Genomic DNA, 16,975 nt, shown 5'->3' on the forward strand with positions numbered 1-16,975 from the left:
GTCTTCCTGCTCCCTTCCTGTATTTACCTGCCTCGACCGCACGTCCGACCCGAATTCCGGAACCGGACGGTCTCCCCCTTCGATTGACACGTCAAGCATCGACGCGCTAGGATCATACCTTATTCATCGCGTGATGATTTAACCATGTCCGAACCTGTACGCATTGTCATCGTCGGCGGCGGCATCGCCGGTTTGCAGTTCGCAACCCGCCTCGGCCGCGTGCAACCGCGGATCAGGCTGTCGTAGCGCCGCGTTGCGCCGCATCGCGTATCGATTCGAAAGGACAGACATCATGGATGACAGCTCAGCCCCCTGGCTTCGAACCGTCGCGGCGATCGGCAGCGTCGGCATGCCGCCGGTCACGACGTCGGCGGCTCGGCGACGCGGCATGACGCGCGACAAGCTGCCGGCGTGGAACCCGTCGAGCCGGCCGACGATCGGCGTGCTCGAACGGCCGGCGCCCGATAGCGTGATGATTTCGTGGTGCGACGCGTGCACCGGGCGCTACGGCTACCAGAAATGGCGGCTGTTCGTCACGCGCCGCCGCGGCGCGTGCGCGCTGTCCGGACGGCCGATCGAGATCGGCGACAGCGTGTATTCCCCGCAACTGCTCGGGTCGACGCCCGGGAATGCGGGCGCGATGATCCTGGCGGACTGCCTCGACGCGGCCGAGGCGGCCTGATCGCGCCACACCGCCGTTGCAGGGGGCTCGCCGCAAGCTTGCAACCGGCCGACACCACCTCCCCTCGCCCCCAGCCGGGAATTCATCAGGCATTCACCAGAACTTGCGTTCATTCCGTTCGCGCAGCGGGAATAAATCGACGGCCCCATCGGTATATCCGGCTGAAGGCGCCGGTTTCTTCCCGGACGTACCGGCCGTCCGCCATTCTCGATCGCTCGCGAGGCTCTCATGTCTTCACAGAATCCATCCAGTCCGTCACGTCGGAGGGCCCTGCAGTGCATGGCCTTCGGCGGACTCGGGACACTCTTCACGCTGTCGGGCGGCGTCCTCACGCCGTTCGACCTGGCGTTGGCGCAGGAAGGCAGCGCGTCGCCGGCCAACCTCGGCAAGCCGTTGTTCCTGCAGATCAGTGACTCGCACATCGGCTTCAACAAGGAAGCCAACCCGGACGTCGCAAGCACGCTCAAGCGGACGATCGAACTCGTCAACGGAATGCCCGTGAAGCCCGCGCTCGCGATTCATACCGGCGACATCACCCACCTGTCGAAACCGGCGGAATTCGATCTCGCGTCGCAGATCCTGTCTGGCCTGGCCATTCCCGAACTTCATACGGTTCCGGGCGAGCACGACGTCACCGACGGCAACGGCGCCGAGTATTTCAGCCGCTTCGGCAAGGCGTCGGACAACCGCGGCTATTACAGCTTCGATCATGACGGCGTGCACTTCGTCGGGCTCGTCAACGTGATGCACTTCAAGCCGAACGGGCTCGGCAGCTTCGGCGCCGATCAGATCGCGTGGCTCGAACAGGATCTCAAGGGCCGCTCGTCGAGCACGCCGATCGTCGTGTTCTCGCACATGCCGATGTGGACAATCTACGAGCCGTGGGGATGGGGAACAGGCGATGCGCCGCAGGTAATCGACAACCTGAAGCGCTTCGGTTCGGTCACCGTGCTGAACGGGCACATCCATCAGATCGTCTCGAAAGTGGAAGGCAACATCACGTTCCACACCGCGCGTTCGACCGCATACCCGCAGCCCACCGCCGGGAACGGCCCCGGCCCGCTGCCGCTCACGGTGCCGCGCGACCAGCTCGCGAAGATGCTCGGGGTGACCACCGTCGAGTTCGCCGGCCATCCGGTGGCGTCGGCGCTTCGCGACACGACGATCGCCTAGGCGCAAGGAGTGCATCATCGTGAACAAAAAATCGCTATTCCGTTCGGTCATCGCCGTCGCGTTCTGCTTCGCGGCATCCGGGGCCACCGTCCCGGCATTCGCGCAGAACACGGACGACACGGTCGTCACGATCAAGAATTTCATGTTTTCGCCGATGGCCACCACGATCAAGGCCGGCACGACGCTCACATGGAAGAATCTCGACGCGGAGCCGCACACCATCGTCAACGACGCCGGCATCTTCCATTCGAAGGCGCTCGACCAGGACGAGACGTACTCGTTCAAGTTCGACAAGCCGGGGGTCTACAAGGTGTTCTGCGGGATCCACCCGTTCATGAAGGAGACGATCACGGTTGAGTGACGCAGGCCCTCGCCGTCCATGCCGTCCGGCGGCGCACTCCTCATCGGGATGCGTCGCCGGACGGCGTGTCGGCTGTGCCCGCCGCCCGCCGCGCAAGTACATCGCGTGCGACGCGATCCTCCCAGGTACCTCTACGACCCGGCCCGCGTGCGCAGGCGTTCGACGAATCCGCCCAGTTCGCGGCCGTCCGCGTCCGTGACGACCCAGTAGTTCATGTGCGCGGCCACCCAGTGGGCAAGGTGGTAGCCGTGCTGCACATAGATGCGCGTCGGCTCTGCCGCGCTGTCCGCGGGCCACACGTACACGTTGATCGGATGCAGCTTGTAGCGGTACACGAGCACCGCGATCGCGTGGCCGTTCATGTAGTCGAGCCGCCCGCCGACAAGCGGATAGCCGTCGCTCGCGAGATCCAGCACCGGCGGCGCAAAATCGATTTTCCCGTCGAACCATGGCTTCACCGTGTGCCGGTCGGTCGACACGACATCGGTCAGGTGGCTCGCCTGAAGCGAACGCACATGACTGTCGACGAGTTCCGACCTGAGCCGCACATCGGCGCCAGGCGCGGACAGGTAAAACGCCCCGCTCCACACCAGCGCGAACGCACTGACGGCCAGTGCACCGGCCGGGGCCCAGACCGGCACGCCGATCGTCTTGCGCGGCGCAAGCCAGCCTGAAATGCGCTGCAGGACGGTCTTGTGCACGCGCAGATCGGCGACGATCCGCGCGCGCAGCGCGTCAGGCGCGCGGAATCGGAGGCCGCACGCCTTCATCAGCGCGCCGACCCGCTGCTGCGCTTCGAACGCCTGCCGGCATGTGCTGCAGCGAGCCAGATGGCGCTCGAACGCCGCGCTCTCGGTCAGACTCAGCGCGTTGTCGAGATACCCGGACAGCATGTCAACTGCCTGTTGATGATCCATCACGCCTCCTGGCCCACGCTCGTCAGAATCGCGGCAAGCTGCTGGCGACCGCGCCCCAGACGGGACATCACGGTTCCGATCGGCACGCCGACGACGCTCGCGATTTCCTTGTACGACAACCCTTCGATTTCTCTCAGCACGATGACCTCGCGGTGTTCGACGCTCAGGCGTGCAAGCGCACTGATCACCCGCTGACGATCCTGATCGCGCATCAGCAACATTTCCGGGCTGCCTGCGCATTCGTCGCTGATGTCCATCTCGCCATCGTCGTCGGGCGACAGGGATTCGGCCGTGTGCCGCCGGTTCTGCCGATACCACGTACAGAACACGTTGCGAACGATGCGCAGCAGCCACGCACGCGCGTCGTCGCCGTCGAACCGGTCGATGAACCGGAATGCCCGGATATACGCGTCCTGAACGATGTCCTGCGCGTCCTGGTCGTTGCGGGCCAGCCATCGCGCGACGTTGTACGCGGAATTCATGTGAGGCAGCAGCAGCACCTCGAAGCGCCTGGCTGAAGATTGCTCGTCCATTCCGAACCCGGATCGTCACTTGATCGAAACTGCACCCGCACAAGTGATAACCGCCGGACCACGGTTTCTATTCCCGATCGCCGCACGCATTCGACGAATGCTCGCAGCACGCTGCATGTGTGGAATAAACGCGCGTCACGCGAAGTTGAAACGGATGTAGTACCCATCGTTCGTTTTTCGAAGGAGCGTGACATGAGCAAGCATCTGATGATCGGCCTTTCCATTGCCGTCCTTTCCGCGACCGGATTCGCAACGCACGCATCGGCGCAAGTCAGGACGCGCGCCGAAGTCCGTCAGGCGTTGATCGATGCACAACAACACGGAATGCAATTCGTGACCGATACGTCCTATCCCGATGTGAGCCCGCTATTCCAGCAGCAGGCGGAGCGCATGGGCGATCAGCCGGACCAGAGCGGATCAGGCAGCCAGTCGGCCGGTTCGTCGGATGCAGGCAAGCGTGAAACCGAGCCGGCGATGCCGGGCACGGCGCCGTGCGCAGGTCCCGTGAGCTTTTGCACGCCGTATTTCGGCAGTTGACTCGGCGGGTTGATTCGGCACCGTCGTGCCGACTCACGCAACGTTCCAGGAGCATCATCATGAAATATCATTTCGCACTTCTTATTTTTGTCGCGCTGCTCGCGGGCCGCGCAGCCATGGCCCAGTCGCCCGCGCCACTCACCCGTGCGCAAGTGATGGAAGAACTGTATCGGCTGGAAGCCGCCGGGTACAATCCTTCCGCCGGCGACGAGGGCAACTATCCCGCCGACATTCAGGCCGCGGAAGCCAAGGTTGCCGCGCAGCAGGCAGCGCAAGCGGCGGCGGCGGCCGCCGCCCCGCAGTCAGGCATGTCCACGCAAACCCGCCAGTAGGCGCGGTACCCGAACAGGGCAGCGGCGACGGCTCTGTCACAAACGTCGCGACGCGCGGATGTGCCGCCCCGGCTGTCCGCGCGCCTGCCTCGGGATTCGCTCGATCCGTCCGCGTGCGAGGCTGTCAACACACTCCAAAGTGCGCACCCACGCACATCACGCCGGCTCGTCCCGTCTGAAGACACGCAAATCCGCGTACTCTGGCCTCCCGGTACGCGAACAACGAGCTTCGCTTCGGTCCGGATTTCCTGATGCAGATCCGCAGCTACTGGGGTTACTCAGTACGCAATTTCTCGACAGTTCGCAATAAGCAGATATCTCCGCGCCGCGCCGGTCACTAACATCCATCGAACGATACCCGCCCTCGTAGCGGGCCGGGCAACAGAGTCGATCGAGTGGCGCGAGCGTTCATGGAACGAAACACCCGTGTGGAGCAAACGAAGCCGCGGCAGCGGAGCCTGTACATCGCGCTGATCTCCACCGCGGCGGCGTTGATGCTCACCTACGGCGTCGCAAGGCACCTGTCCTGGGCCGCCTCGGCGCTTCCGGACCAACAGCACTTCTCGGTCTACGTCGACCGGAGCAACGCACCTTGGGAACGCCCCGTGATCGCGATTCGCGAAGGTGTGCCTGCGCATCTCGACGTGCATTCGCGCGAGGCCGGCGTCCTGATGGTCCATGAAATCCCCGGCGCCTTCGCAGCCTGCTCGTCCGGCGGCGAGCAATCACTTGACATCTTCCCGGTCGGCATCACCGGGCGCTTTTCTCTCCATTTTCATAACGGAAGGGGCGACCAGATCGAGGTCGCCACGATCGAGATATACCCCCGCTGACCGGGGGAAATCTGCAGTCATCGAACGAGTAACCAGCGTTCTGCCACGAAAACCAGATGGAGCGACGACTCCCGGGAGACATTCATGCGACGTTACAAGGCGCTAACCACGGCCCTGTTGGTGGTTTCAGTCATTGCCGCTTGCCTTGCCGCTTGCAGTGGCCATGGCGGAGACAACATCACCGCCTCGACACTTGCGGCAGACGACCTGCCGGAAACGGGGCTTCAAGGGCAAGTACCCATTGCCGACCAGAACAGCGGCCGTTCGATGGAGGGCTATCGCAAAGGCGTGACGCTCGTCGGCCAGTCAACGCTGATGGATCGAGGCGGCAACATGCAAATGGCGTGGTACAAAAACTGCGCGTACCTCGACAACGGCTCGGCGGGGAACCACCCGCTCGAGGGGTTGGCGGTGGTCGATGTCAGCGATCCGGCGAAGCCCTCCCTGGTCAGGATCGTGTCGAGCCCGACCGGGCGCAACAGCTGGGAAGGACTCGAAGCGGGTTCGGCCACCGGTGTCATGGTGGCCTTCGCGACCTCGCGCACGAATCCTTTGTATACGAGCCTTTTCGGTGCAGACAATCCGAGCATCGATGGCATCGCCGCCGACGCGCTGGACGTCTATGACCTCTCGCAAGACTGTCGCAATCCCGTTCGCGTCGCCACGCTGAACACGCGAGATCTTTTCCCCGGCGGCATCCACGGCTTGAAAATCTCTCCGGATGGCAAGACCGCCTATATTTCGACGATCAAGGCGTTTTCCGCGCCGGCATCACAGGCCACGCTCGCTGCCGTCGATATCTCGGTGCCCGCCGCCCCGAAGGTCATCGCAACCTGGAACTGGAGCGACGATCCGGAGAACACCGGCGCCGAAGCCTGGCACGACGGCGACATCAGCGCAGATGGCAATACGCTTTACTGGGGAACCGTCGCGAGCTTCTCGACAGAGACGGTCAAGCACACAGGCGTCCGCACCTTCGACGTCACGTCGATCCAGAACCGCTCTGCCAATGCTTCGTTCAAGCTGCTCGGGAAAGTCGACTGGACGGACTGCGGAGACTCGCAGGGACACACGGTTCAATTCGCGATCGTCAACGGCACACCGTACATCTTCGCAGGGGCCGAGTGCGCGGGCGTGCAATACCACGTCATTCCCGTAAGCGATCCCGCGCACATGAAAGTGGCCGCGACCTATACAACCGAGGCCAGCGATCCGAAAAACGCGGCTGCGGTGGCGAACGACAACGTAACGTACTGGGGCCACTACACCGGCGTCGACAACGTAGCGAATGCCACCGCATTGTTCGTCACATGGTATGGCTCCGGCTTGCGCCTGCTCGACATTCGGGATCCGTTGCACATCAAGGAATTTGCCTACTACAACCCGCCGGCGCATCCCAACAACGTATTCTGCGGCTTGATGTGCGCAACCAAGAACGAGTATCTGATGAGCGACGTTCATTACGACACGCGCTCGGGAAACATCTGGTTCGCGGGAGTGAATGGCGGGTTTTACGCAGCACACGTCACCGCCTCGGCCGGTCCGAACGGACTGACTGTCCACTGATCCGGCCGTGGCAATGCAGATCCTCGATCGAACGCGGAGCCTTTTGCGCGGATATGCGAAAGGCTTCCTCGCCATTCCTTGCGGCATCCCGGCTGCCGCGCACGCGCACGCATTCGGCGCAACCTACACCCTTCCGCTGCCTCTCTGGTTGTATTTGTACGGATGCGTCGCCGCACTGGTCGCGTCATTTGCCATTGCGATTGGCATCGGACGCGATGGGCTCTGGTTCGGCTCGCTGCTCCGGTTGAAGCCGGACAACGCCAAACGCAGGAATCGCCGGCGCAGCATGCCAAGACATCGGATACTCCCGGTTGTCTGGGTTGCCGCCCTGCTTCTGAGCATCGTGTGCGGTCTTGCCGGGTCGCAGGTTGCCAGCGCGAACCTCAGCATGACGTTGTTCTGGATCATCTTTGTTCTGGGCTTTCAGTATCTTTGCGCATTCGTCGGCAATCTCTATCGCAGCGTCAATCCGTGGCGGACGGCCGCACGAATGACGGGAATCACGGAGATGAAAGCGCATGCGCTGCGTCCGGTTGATTCTCGCGGATACTATGTCGCGTTCGTCTTCATGTACGGCCTGATTGGCATCGAGTTGTTCGGGACTGGAAGCCCGCGAGAACTCGGCATCGCATTGCTTGCCTACACCGCCATCAATTTGCTCGGGGCAGCCGTTCTTGGCTCGAGGAACTGGTTCGGATGCTTTGAACTGTTCGAGGTGGTATTCAACATCGTCGGCTCACTCTCGCTTCTGCGGCCGTCGAAACGACGAATGAAGATCGTCGGTCCGATCATGGTTCCGCGCGCGGAGGGTGGCGTCTTGCGCGTCCCGCCTGCCGGGCTCGTGCTCTGCATCCTCTTTCTGCTGTCTTCAACGGCGTTCGACGGTTTTCGTGATACGCGCGTGTTTGTCGATTTTTACTGGGTCGGCATCTATCGGCTGCTGACACCTTTTGTCGGCTCGGACATCACGAAGTCCTTTCCTCTTCTGCAGGCGGGATACCATGCATTTCAGTACGCAGCCTTGTTCCTGTCGCCACTGCCGTTCGCGTTCGTGCTTTGGCTCGCCTGCCTATGCGGAAAGGCAGCGCTGAGGACGGAGATTTCGTCCGCCCTGCTCGTTCGCGCGTTCTCTCCGGCGATCATCCCGGTGGCGGTCGGCTATAACGTCGCACATTACTTCACGCTGGTAGCGTCACAAGGGCCCGATGTCGTCCGGCTCGCCTCGGATCCTTTCGGGAAAGGATGGAATCTATTCTGGACTGCAGATCACCATCTTCCCGCGCTCATTCTGCCTGCAAATTTCGTCTGGCATGTTCAAGTCGCGGCGATATTGATCGGCCATGTGGCCGGCATCATTTCAGCGCACCGGATCGCGTTGCAGATCTTTGGTACGGGAAGAATGGCGGCCCTCAGTCAATTTCCGACTCTCGTCGTCATGCTGCTCTACACGACGACCGGACTCTGGATTCTATCCGCACCATTCGCAGGTGGTGGCATGGCCATTGTTCGATAAAGAGCGGGTTGCTTCGCCCTGTTGCCGATTGCGCGCTTGTCCGATCCACACGGGCTCGGCTGGAATCCGTTGCCGACATCGGCCATCTGGAACTGACGCATTCAATCAACTGCCACTGCTTGTTCCGACAATTGCATTGACGATCAGTAGCCTATGGATTCTCTCGCTTCCTCTCGCGTCATGATCGCGGCACCTGGCTTGAGCTCGGAGGGAGATATCCCCCACCGCTTGCGGAACGTTGCCGAGAAATGGCTGGCCGTCGAAAAACCGCAGGTGAGCGCCGCTTCCGTGATATCGCACTGCCCACTTACGATCAGGGTGCGCGCCGCTTGCAAGCGGCTTTCGATGATGTACTGATGCGGCGTCACCCCGTTGACCTTCTTGAAGCTTCTGATGAACGAATACAGATCGCCAGGATAGTCCACTGCATCGGCAACCATCGAGAGCGTCAAATCGTCCTGGAAGTTATCCTGGATGTACTCGATGGCCTTTTGCATCATTGGCGCATGGGCGTACTCTCGAGCCCGCGGCCTCGATTCCAGGTACGCCACGCGACGAAGGGCGGCCGCGCCCAGCGCTTCCGCGTACATCGGCCCCAGTGGCATCCCCGCCAATGCGTCTTCATGGATGCTTTTGACGATCTGCATGAGCAGATCGTCACTCACGTCGAAGCGCGGCGCGGTCGAGATGCGTTGCTGCTCGTTCATCGGCAGACCCGATCGCGCCAACCATGACGGCTCGAAGTGAACCGTGATCCATTCGGTTTCCTTCGACCATCTGCTGGAAAACGAAAATCCGGCCGGCACGTACATCAACGGCGTCCGAAGACGCTTCGAGGCCCACCCGTTGCCGTCCGTTCGAAGCTCCAGCGTTGTCGGTACCCTCAGGTACATGGCGAACATCGCGCCGGTCGTCTCCAGATCGACGATTTCCGAGGCGCCCGCGAGGTAGTGGTCGATCGTGACAGCGGAGAACGACGGTGCGATGGATCGTCTTTTCCACTTCGAAGGCGGCTGCCAGTTCACCCGGGTACCGTCGGGAGCAATCGTGCAGACATCGCTCATGGCCGTCCGGCCTGCCACGCGCCCCGCTTTCATCTGATTCAATGGCGTTTCCATGAGAGTGACCTGCTACCTGCCGCGATGGTGTTTCGTGGATCAACCGACTGTAGATGCCCATTCTTACTTGAGTCTTACCCGTTTGTCGATCTGCGCCCAAGCCGAGATTTGTATCGCTGAATGGTCCGGGATCAGCCCCCTGAAACGCCGGACCCGGTAGGTCCACAGCTATCACCCCCATTGCAAACAGTGTCTTCGTGCATATCGTCAAAATCCGATATAAGATTCGTCCATCGACGATGCTGATTTGCCTGAAGAATCTCCCCTCAAATGCCGACCGACCTCGATATCGACGCGATCCTCAAGGCGCTTGCGAACCCTGTCCGCCGGGACATCCTCGAGTGGCTGCGCACGCCCGGCGCGCATTTCCCGGAACAGACGCTGTCGTTCGACCACGGCGTCTGCGCGGGCCAGATCGACGCGCGCTGCGGGCTGTCGCAGTCCACAGTATCCGCGCATCTTGCGACGCTGCAGCGCGCGGGCCTCGTGACGTCGACCCGGGTCGGCCAGTGGGCGTTCTTCAAGCGCAACGAAGCCGTCATCGACGCATTTCTCGACGCGCTGCGCCGCGAACTCTAACCCGGCTGACTGGCCAGCGGGACTTCACCCCGCCAATCCTGAAGAGGTATTTAGTATGCCTACGCTGTTCGACCCCGTTGTTCTCGGCGACCTGACCCTGCCGAACCGCATCGTGATGGCGCCGCTCACCCGCTCCCGTGCGGGCGACACGCGCATCCCCAACGAGCTGATGGCCCGCTACTACGCGGAACGCGCATCGGCCGGCCTGATCATCAGCGAAGCGACTGCGGTGACGCCGCACGGCGTCGGCTATGCCGGCACGCCGGGCATCTGGTCCGACGAGCAGGTCGAAGGCTGGAAGCGCGTCACGCGTGCAGTGCATGACGCGGGCGGCCGCATCGTGCTGCAGCTCTGGCACGTCGGCCGGATCTCCGATCCGATCTTCCTCGACGGCGAGCTGCCGGTCGCGCCGAGCGCGATCGCCGCAAGCGGCCACGTGAGCCTCGTGCGTCCGCAGCGTCCGTACGTGACGCCGCGTGCGCTCGACCTCGACGAGATCCCGGGGATCGTCGCCGCGTACCGCAAGGGCGCGGAAAACGCGAAGGCGGCAGGGTTCGACGGCGTCGAGATCCACGGCGCGAACGGCTACCTGCTCGACCAGTTCCTGCAGGACAGCACCAACCACCGCACCGATGCGTACGGCGGCCCGGTGGAGAACCGTGCGCGCCTGCTGCTCGAAGTGGTCGACGCGGCGATCGACGTCTGGGGCGCGGGGCGCGTCGGCGTGCATCTCGCGCCGCGCGGCGACTCACACACGATGGGTGACTCGGATCCGGCCGCGACGTTCGGCTATGTCGCGCGCGAGCTCGGCCGCCGCAAGATCGCATTCATCTTCACGCGCGAGTCGTACTCGGGCGATCACCTGAGCCCGCAACTGAAGAAGGCGTTCGGCGGCCCGCTGATCGCGAACGAGCAATTCTCGCTCGACGGCGCGCAGCAGGTGCTCGAAAGCGGCGAAGCCGATGCGATCGCGTGGGGCAAGCTGTTCATCGCGAACCCCGACCTGCCGCGCCGTTTCGAAATCGACGCGCCGCTCAACGCTCCTGTGCCTGAAACCTTCTATGCGGAAGGCGAAACGGGCTATACCGACTACCCCGCGCTCAGCGACGCGGCCTGACGGCCGTCCGGCGCGTGTTCATGCGCGCAAGCCGCGCCGCATGAACACGCGCTGCGTTTCATCGAGGCCGCGCGCGACGTGATGCGCGCGGATCTCGCGCAGCGCGTCGTCAAGCGTCGCATCATCGATATCGTCGAAACCGAGGCGCCGGTAATACGGCGCATTCCACGGCGGTGCGCGGAACGTCGACAGCACGATCTCGTCGACCCCGTCCGCCGCCGCGCGTGCGGCCACCGTTTCGACGAGGCACGCGCCGATCCGCTGTCCCGCGTGCGACGGCGCGACATCCAGTTCCTCGAGATACAGCCGCCGCGCGTCGAGCAGCCGGTAGAACGCGAAGCCGACGCACGTGCCGTGCGCGTCGAGCGCGACATAGGCATGACCCGCATCGATGCGCACGCGCACGGCCGCCGCGTCGGTCGGCTCGCCGTCGGCGATATCCGGCATGCCGATCGCGCGAAAGCGCTCGGCGGCGGCGACTTCCACGGCGGCCATCGCGGCGGCGTCGTGCGGGGTGGCCAGGCGGATCGTGACAGGAGCGGTCATGGCGTCGGGGGTAGGCGGCTGGAACGGCCGTCACTATAATCGAAACTTCATACGTTTCGAACGCTTGCCGGCGAGGTCCGCGTGATGGTGTCCGCGTTCACCGGCAGGTCGCAGGACGATTTCCATGCGGATGGCCGGCGCGATTCCGGCCCGGCCGCCTGATCGCCTGCCAAGCCCCTCCGGAGCCAGAGATCCATGAGCGCCTCAAGCCTCGTCGCATTCGCGATCGCCCTGTTCGTGTTGGCCGGCACGCCCGGCCCGAGCGTTGCCGCGCTCGTCGCGCGCGTGCTCACGAACGGCTTCCGCGACGTGCTGCCGTTCCTCGTCGCGATGTGGCTCGGCGAAGCCGTCTGGCTGACCTGCGCGGTGGGCGGCCTCGCCGTCGTTGCGCACACGTTCGCGGCCGGTTTCTACGTGCTGAAGCTCGCCGGCGTCGGTTATCTGCTCTTCCTCGCATGGAAGATGTGGACCGCGCCGACCGACCCGGCAATGGACGACATCCCCCGCGGCCGATCGGCCGCGCGCATGTTCGCCGCCGGCCTGCTGGTGACGCTTGGAAATCCGAAAATCGTTCTCTTCTACCTGGCGCTGCTGCCGACCATCATCGACCTGTCGCACGTCAGCGTGACCGGCTGGGCCGAGCTCGTCGCGACGATGCTTGCAGTGCTGATCATCTCGGATTGCGCATGGGCGTTCGTCGCCACGCGCGTCCGCAAGTTCATCATGACGCGGCGCGCGATGAAGATCGCGAACCGCACGAGCGCGGCTGCAATGGCCGGCGCGGCCGTCGCGATCGCGACGCGCTGAGCAAGCGTCGCGTCCGCGCAGCGGGGGCCGGCCGCTATGCGCCCTTCGCCAGCGCGCGCAGGTTCTGCGCGGGATCGCTCAGCACGTCCGGCGCGAGCACTGCGCGCCGCTCGATCAACGTGCGGATGCTCCGCATGTCCTGCCCGCGATTGAGCGTCACCCCGGCCGTCACCACACCGTCGCGCAACCCGAACAGCGCGCATGCGGATGCCGACAGGTCGCCGCGCACGATCCATTCGTCCGCGGACATGTCCCCGGCGAACTGCACGTTCACGCCGCACTGGTCGCTCCAGAACCACGGCACGTACGCCGTATCTTCGTCCACGTCGATCATCGCGGCAGCGGCCCGCGCCGCCTGCCGGTTCGCGTTGTCCCAGCTCTCGCGGCGCACGTGTGCGCCGGTTTGCACATCCGGTTCGGCCGCGTTGTCGCCGGCGGCGTAGATGTCCGGATGCGAGGTCCGGCACGCACGGTCGACCAGGATCGCGCCGTCCGTGCGCAAGCCGGCATCCCGCGCGAGCGCATCGTCAGGTTCGACACCGATGCCGTAGACGATCGCATCGCCGCGCAGCACAGCTCCGTCGGCCAGCGTCAGCACGAAGGTATTGCCGTCACGCGACGCGTCGACGAGCCGCCGCCCCGTCAGCACGTCGACGCCGCGCGCATGATGCAGCGCGCGCAGATGCGCGCGAACCGGCGGCGGTGCGCAACGCGCCATCACGTCGTGCGCCTGCTCGATCACGGTCACGCGCGCGCCGAGTTCGACCGCGCTCGACGCCAGCTCCATGCCGATCACGCCGCCGCCGACGATCAGCACGTGCGCCCCCGCCCGCAACGCACGGCCGAGCGCATGTGCATCGTCGAGCGTGCGCAGCGTATGCACGCCGTCACCGAGACGATCGAGCATCGGCAACCGGCGTACGCGCGCGCCGGTCGCGAGCAGCAGCTTGCCGAAACCGAGCGACGTGCCGTCGGCTAGCGTCAGCCGGTGCCGCGCCGGATCGATCGCCGCGACACGCGTGCCGAGCCGCAGCTCGATCCGCTGCGCGTCGTAGAACGCTGCGGGAAACAGCGGCGCACGCACGTCGTCGGGTTTCAGCAGCACGTCCTTCGACAGCGGCGGACGCTCATACGGCAAATGCGGCTCATCGCCGATCAACACGATGCGACCGTCGAAGCCGCGACGCCGCAACTCGGCGGCCGCGGTCGCGCCGGCCTGTCCGGCGCCCACGATCACGCAATCGCCGTTCTTGCGCGCGTCATCCATGCAGGCCTCCCGCGACATGACGGATCCCTCGGATGCCAAGCCCCGCGTCGGCCTGGATCATCACGCCGGACAGCGTCCGGTTGTTCGCACGCGACGCGAGCAGCACGAACGGCCCGGTGAAATCGGCCGGCGCCGGGAAGAACTGCAGCGGCAGGATGCTCGCGATCGCCTCGGGCGTGCGCGAATCCATGATGCGCTGCTGCGACTGGCCGAGCGCCTCCGGGCCGCGCAGGTCGCTCGCCATGCCGCACGGCGCGACGCCGTTCACGCGCACGCGCGGCGCGAGTTCGTACGCGAGCTCGCGGATCAGGCCGGCCGCCGCATGCTTGCTCGCCGTGTACAGCGGACCGCCGCCGCCCGGATAGAACGCCGCGTTCGACAGCGTGAAGATCATGCTGCCCTGCGACGCGACGAGCGCGTCGGCCGCCGCCTTCGCGCCGAGCAGATAGCCCTTCACGTTGACCGCGAACAGCTCGTCGAAACCTGCGTCGAGCCGCTCGGGCGGCAGGTCGAGCAGGCTCGCGCCGTGATCCCACAATGCCGCGTTGCCGACAAACGTATCGAGCTTGCCGAAGCGCGCGACGGTCGACTCGACCGCCCGCCGGTTGTCGTCATAGGCGCGCACGTCGCCTTGCACGACCTCGACGTCCGACCCGAATCGCGTTCGCAACGCATCGACCTTCTCCGCCGAGCGCTCGAGCACGCCGACGTGCGCGCCCTCCGCGAGAAAACGTTCGACGAGCGCGAGCCCGAGGCCCGACCCGCCGCCGGTAATCAGTGCGACTTCTCCCTGGAGCCAGGTCATGCCACCTCCGGTTCGTCAACGTAAAGCGCGCCCGCGTCGACGACGACCGGGAACGTCCGCAGCGCTTCCGTCGCGGGCTGGCACAGCGCAGCGCCGGTCTTCAGGCAAAAGCGCGCGGCATGCAGCGGGCATTCGACGGTCGCGTCGTCCTCGACGTAGCCGTCCGACATCGACGCGTTGCCGTGGCTGCATCGGTCCGACATCGCATAGAACGCGCCCTGCACATGAAACACCGCGATCGCGCCGTGCGCGCCGGCCACCTTGGTCGCCTCGCCGTCGGCAAGCGCATCGACGGGGCCTACGAGAATTCGAGCCATGATCAGAAAAGCACACTCAGGTTATGGGAAGACAGCACCGCCTGGTCGAGGACGATCTCGCGGCGGCACACTTGCCAGCCGGCGGCGTTGTCCGCACGCCGCACGCGGTCGCGCCGCGCGCCGACGTAGAACGTCTCGTCGCGCTCCTTCTGCGAGCGGTACAGCAGATAGTTGACCTGCACGTCATATTCGCCCGGCGCATCGGCGGGCTCGATCCGCACGTTCGTGACCAGGTGCCGCGTACGCGACGGCGGTTCCTCGGCCCACGCCATGCCCGTCTCGAGCCGCGCGATCCGGCGTTCGAGCTGCGCCTTCGTGTCGTTGAAGATCCACGTCGTCGGCGGCTGCACGCCCTTGCGGCGGTCGCGCGTTTGCGCATTGACGGTCGTGCGCATCGTGTAGTGAACGTCGTCGCTCAGCAGTGCGAGCCAGTCGCGGAAGCACCACGCGTCGAGGCATTCGGCCTCTCGGTACAGGAATTGCGTGATGTCGTGATGCAGCACGAGCGTCACCGGCTCGCGTTCGATCGTTGCCATGTCGTTCATTTCACGAGCTCCTGTTCGTATTCGCGGGTGCGCCGCTCGACCTCGTCCCAGGTCTCCGACAGCAGCAGGTCGGCCCAGCGGCGGTACATCCCGCGCGCGGCCGTCTCCGAGAAGATGTAGTTCGTGATGCCGGGAATCCCGTCGCCGCGCACGCGCTCGCCGCCGAGTCCCATTTCCACGCAGAGCTGCGTCTTGCGCGCACGGCTGCCGCGCAGCACCTTCTGTACCTCGACCCAGTTCTCCGAATCGTCCTGCTCGAGGAAGCCGGCCGGCCCGAACGCGCGCGTCGCGCTGCGCTCGAACGCGGCCTTCACGTCGTCGGACGCGTCCTTGTCCGCGATGCAGAACGCCCACACCTCGACCTGGTTCGGGCCGCGCGGATGCCACACGCGCAGCGTCGCGGTGCCGTTCAGCCAGGACATCGTCGGGAACAGGTTGTTGTGGCCCGCGAGCCGCCGTGCGCGCACCTCGCCGAGGCGTGCCTTCGCTTCGTCGTACGTATCGCGGAAGTATTGCGACACTTCGCCGTCGACCCACACGTTCGCGTCCGGCTGCTCGGTGAAGAAGAAGCCGCTGCCGTGCCCGCCCTGGCCGTACTGCAGCGCGTCCTTCGCGGTCTCCCACACGGGGCGCGCGGTCTGTCCCGCGCCGAGCGCCTTGTCGCCGCCGCCGGCCTTCGCACCGAGCACCTCGACCGCCGATGCGTGCGAAAACAGCGCGTGATACTGGTCGCTCGCGAATTGCTCGGCCGGGAATTTCCAGTTGCAGTCGATCACCCACTTGTGCACGCCGCCGATGATCTCGGTGCCGCCCGCGCGGCGATCGAGCACGCCGTCCAGATACCACGCGATGTCGCCCATGTATGTGTCGAGATCGGGCGCGTCCGCGTCCCAGTTGCCGAACACGAGCCCCTTGTAGATCGCGACGCGCGTCACTTCCTGCAGCCCCAGATGCTGCTTGCAGAGCCCATGCGGAAACGCGCGTTCCTCGAGCGGCACGTCGATCAGCGCGCCGTCGGTGCCGTACGACCAGCCGTGATACGGGCACGTGAACGAGCGCGTGTTGCCGGAATCGGCGAAGCTCACGCGCATCGAGCGATGCCGGCATTGATTGAGGAACGCCTTCACCGAGCCGTCCTTCTGTCGCACGACGACGACCGGATCCTCGCCCATGTACGTGTTGAAGAAATCGCCGGCGTTCGGGATCTGGCTGACGTGCGCGAGGAATAGCCAGCAGCGGCCGAAAATGCGTTCGAGCTCCAGCGCGTAGATCGCCGGGTCGGTATAGATCGACGACGTCACGCGGCCGTTCTTCGCGTCGACGAGCGCGTCGATATCAAGCTTCTCTGTCATTTGCGTCTCCTCCGTGGCACCATCCGTTCCATACGGACAGGCTCGCGACGATGATCGTCGGCCGAGCATCCGTTG

The 16,975-nt window shown here is 64.7% G+C and carries 20 protein-coding genes; 11 read left to right on the forward strand and 9 right to left on the reverse strand.

Features of this window, described 5'->3' with window-relative positions; translation table 11 throughout:
* Positions 1–292 precede the first annotated feature (292 nt).
* The 3 genes from ACV229_RS11365 to ACV229_RS11375 all read left to right on the forward strand — a co-directional run bounded on the left by ACV229_RS11365 (position 293) and on the right by ACV229_RS11375 (position 2,216).
* Positions 293–682 (forward strand): DUF3331 domain-containing protein, encoded by a 390-nt coding sequence (locus ACV229_RS11365; RefSeq protein WP_448083221.1) that lies wholly within the window; start codon positions 293–295, stop codon positions 680–682.
* A 228-nt stretch (positions 683–910) separates the two neighbouring features.
* The gene (locus ACV229_RS11370; RefSeq protein WP_448083222.1) at positions 911–1,855 is read left to right on the forward strand and encodes a metallophosphoesterase family protein; all 945 of its coding nucleotides are present in this window, start codon (positions 911–913) and stop codon (positions 1,853–1,855) included.
* A gap of 49 nt (positions 1,856–1,904) precedes the next feature.
* Positions 1,905–2,216 carry a cupredoxin domain-containing protein gene (locus ACV229_RS11375; RefSeq protein ID WP_448083279.1) on the forward strand — a complete coding sequence of 104 codons (312 nt, stop codon included), beginning with the start codon at positions 1,905–1,907 and terminating at the stop codon, positions 2,214–2,216.
* Positions 2,217–2,347: 131 nt separating this feature from the next.
* Here ACV229_RS11375 and ACV229_RS11380 read toward each other — a convergent pair whose 3' ends face one another.
* Complete coding sequence (locus tag ACV229_RS11380) at positions 2,348–3,133, reverse strand: anti-sigma factor family protein (RefSeq protein WP_448083223.1); 786 nt, start codon at positions 3,131–3,133, stop codon at positions 2,348–2,350.
* Entirely contained in the window at positions 3,133–3,666 is a 534-nt protein-coding gene (locus ACV229_RS11385; RefSeq protein WP_448083224.1) for a sigma-70 family RNA polymerase sigma factor, read from the reverse strand. Before ACV229_RS11385 ends, ACV229_RS11380 begins: the two co-directional genes overlap by 1 nt.
* A 192-nt stretch (positions 3,667–3,858) precedes the next feature.
* On the opposite strand from ACV229_RS11385, the gene ACV229_RS11390 reads away from it, so the two are divergent.
* From ACV229_RS11390 to ACV229_RS11410, 5 genes are all read left to right on the forward strand, one after another.
* Positions 3,859–4,203, forward strand: a complete 345-nt coding sequence (locus ACV229_RS11390; protein WP_448083225.1) for a DUF4148 domain-containing protein — start codon at positions 3,859–3,861, stop codon at positions 4,201–4,203.
* A 59-nt stretch (positions 4,204–4,262) separates the two neighbouring features.
* On the forward strand, positions 4,263–4,535 hold the full coding sequence (locus ACV229_RS11395) for a DUF4148 domain-containing protein (RefSeq protein WP_448083226.1): 273 nt from the start codon (positions 4,263–4,265) through the stop codon (positions 4,533–4,535).
* Between the two features lie 410 nt (positions 4,536–4,945).
* Positions 4,946–5,368 carry a hypothetical protein gene (locus ACV229_RS11400; RefSeq protein ID WP_448083227.1) on the forward strand — a complete coding sequence of 141 codons (423 nt, stop codon included), beginning with the start codon at positions 4,946–4,948 and terminating at the stop codon, positions 5,366–5,368.
* 84 nt (positions 5,369–5,452) lie between these two features.
* Entirely contained in the window at positions 5,453–6,934 is a 1,482-nt protein-coding gene (locus ACV229_RS11405) for an LVIVD repeat-containing protein (protein WP_448083228.1), read from the forward strand.
* Positions 6,935–6,947: 13 nt separating this feature from the next.
* Entirely contained in the window at positions 6,948–8,447 is a 1,500-nt protein-coding gene (locus tag ACV229_RS11410) for a hypothetical protein (protein WP_448083229.1), read from the forward strand.
* Positions 8,448–8,590: 143 nt separating this feature from the next.
* Here the strand turns inward: ACV229_RS11410 and ACV229_RS11415 are convergent, their stop codons facing one another.
* A complete protein-coding gene (locus ACV229_RS11415) occupies positions 8,591–9,565 on the reverse strand; it encodes a helix-turn-helix transcriptional regulator (RefSeq protein ID WP_448083230.1) in 975 nt (324 codons plus the stop codon).
* A gap of 270 nt (positions 9,566–9,835) precedes the next feature.
* Between ACV229_RS11415 and ACV229_RS11420 the strand changes: the two genes are divergently transcribed.
* Both ACV229_RS11420 and ACV229_RS11425 read left to right on the forward strand, forming a co-directional pair.
* On the forward strand, positions 9,836–10,144 hold the full coding sequence (locus ACV229_RS11420; protein WP_448074605.1) for an ArsR/SmtB family transcription factor: 309 nt from the start codon (positions 9,836–9,838) through the stop codon (positions 10,142–10,144).
* 55 nt (positions 10,145–10,199) lie between these two features.
* Positions 10,200–11,261 carry an alkene reductase gene (locus ACV229_RS11425; protein ID WP_448083231.1) on the forward strand — a complete coding sequence of 354 codons (1,062 nt, stop codon included), beginning with the start codon at positions 10,200–10,202 and terminating at the stop codon, positions 11,259–11,261.
* An 18-nt stretch (positions 11,262–11,279) separates the two neighbouring features.
* Here the strand turns inward: ACV229_RS11425 and ACV229_RS11430 are convergent, their stop codons facing one another.
* Entirely contained in the window at positions 11,280–11,807 is a 528-nt protein-coding gene (locus ACV229_RS11430; protein ID WP_448083232.1) for a GNAT family N-acetyltransferase, read from the reverse strand.
* A 195-nt stretch (positions 11,808–12,002) separates the two neighbouring features.
* On the opposite strand from ACV229_RS11430, the gene ACV229_RS11435 reads away from it, so the two are divergent.
* Positions 12,003–12,614 carry a LysE family translocator gene (locus ACV229_RS11435; RefSeq protein WP_448083233.1) on the forward strand — a complete coding sequence of 204 codons (612 nt, stop codon included), beginning with the start codon at positions 12,003–12,005 and terminating at the stop codon, positions 12,612–12,614.
* A 34-nt stretch (positions 12,615–12,648) separates the two neighbouring features.
* On the opposite strand, the gene hcaD is transcribed toward ACV229_RS11435, so the two are convergent.
* From hcaD to hcaE, 5 genes are read right to left on the reverse strand one after another with little or no spacing between them, the layout of a single operon-like run.
* Positions 12,649–13,881 (reverse strand): 3-phenylpropionate/cinnamic acid dioxygenase ferredoxin--NAD(+) reductase subunit, encoded by a 1,233-nt coding sequence (hcaD, locus tag ACV229_RS11440; RefSeq protein ID WP_448083234.1) that lies wholly within the window; start codon positions 13,879–13,881, stop codon positions 12,649–12,651.
* Positions 13,874–14,686, reverse strand: coding sequence for a 3-phenylpropionate-dihydrodiol/cinnamic acid-dihydrodiol dehydrogenase (gene hcaB / locus ACV229_RS11445; protein WP_448083235.1), 813 nt, complete (start codon positions 14,684–14,686; stop codon positions 13,874–13,876). Before hcaB ends, hcaD begins: the two co-directional genes overlap by 8 nt.
* The gene (gene hcaC, locus ACV229_RS11450) at positions 14,683–15,003 is read right to left on the reverse strand and encodes a 3-phenylpropionate/cinnamic acid dioxygenase ferredoxin subunit (RefSeq protein WP_448083236.1); all 321 of its coding nucleotides are present in this window, start codon (positions 15,001–15,003) and stop codon (positions 14,683–14,685) included. Before hcaC ends, hcaB begins: the two co-directional genes overlap by 4 nt.
* A 2-nt stretch (positions 15,004–15,005) precedes the next feature.
* Entirely contained in the window at positions 15,006–15,548 is a 543-nt protein-coding gene (gene hcaF / locus ACV229_RS11455; protein WP_448083237.1) for a 3-phenylpropionate/cinnamic acid dioxygenase subunit beta, read from the reverse strand.
* Positions 15,545–16,900 carry a 3-phenylpropionate/cinnamic acid dioxygenase subunit alpha gene (gene hcaE / locus ACV229_RS11460; RefSeq protein WP_448083238.1) on the reverse strand — a complete coding sequence of 452 codons (1,356 nt, stop codon included), beginning with the start codon at positions 16,898–16,900 and terminating at the stop codon, positions 15,545–15,547. The genes hcaF and hcaE overlap by 4 nt, the downstream gene beginning before the upstream one ends.
* Between the last annotated feature and the right edge of the window lie 75 nt (positions 16,901–16,975).

This window comes from Burkholderia sp. MR1-5-21 (genome assembly GCF_053427715.1).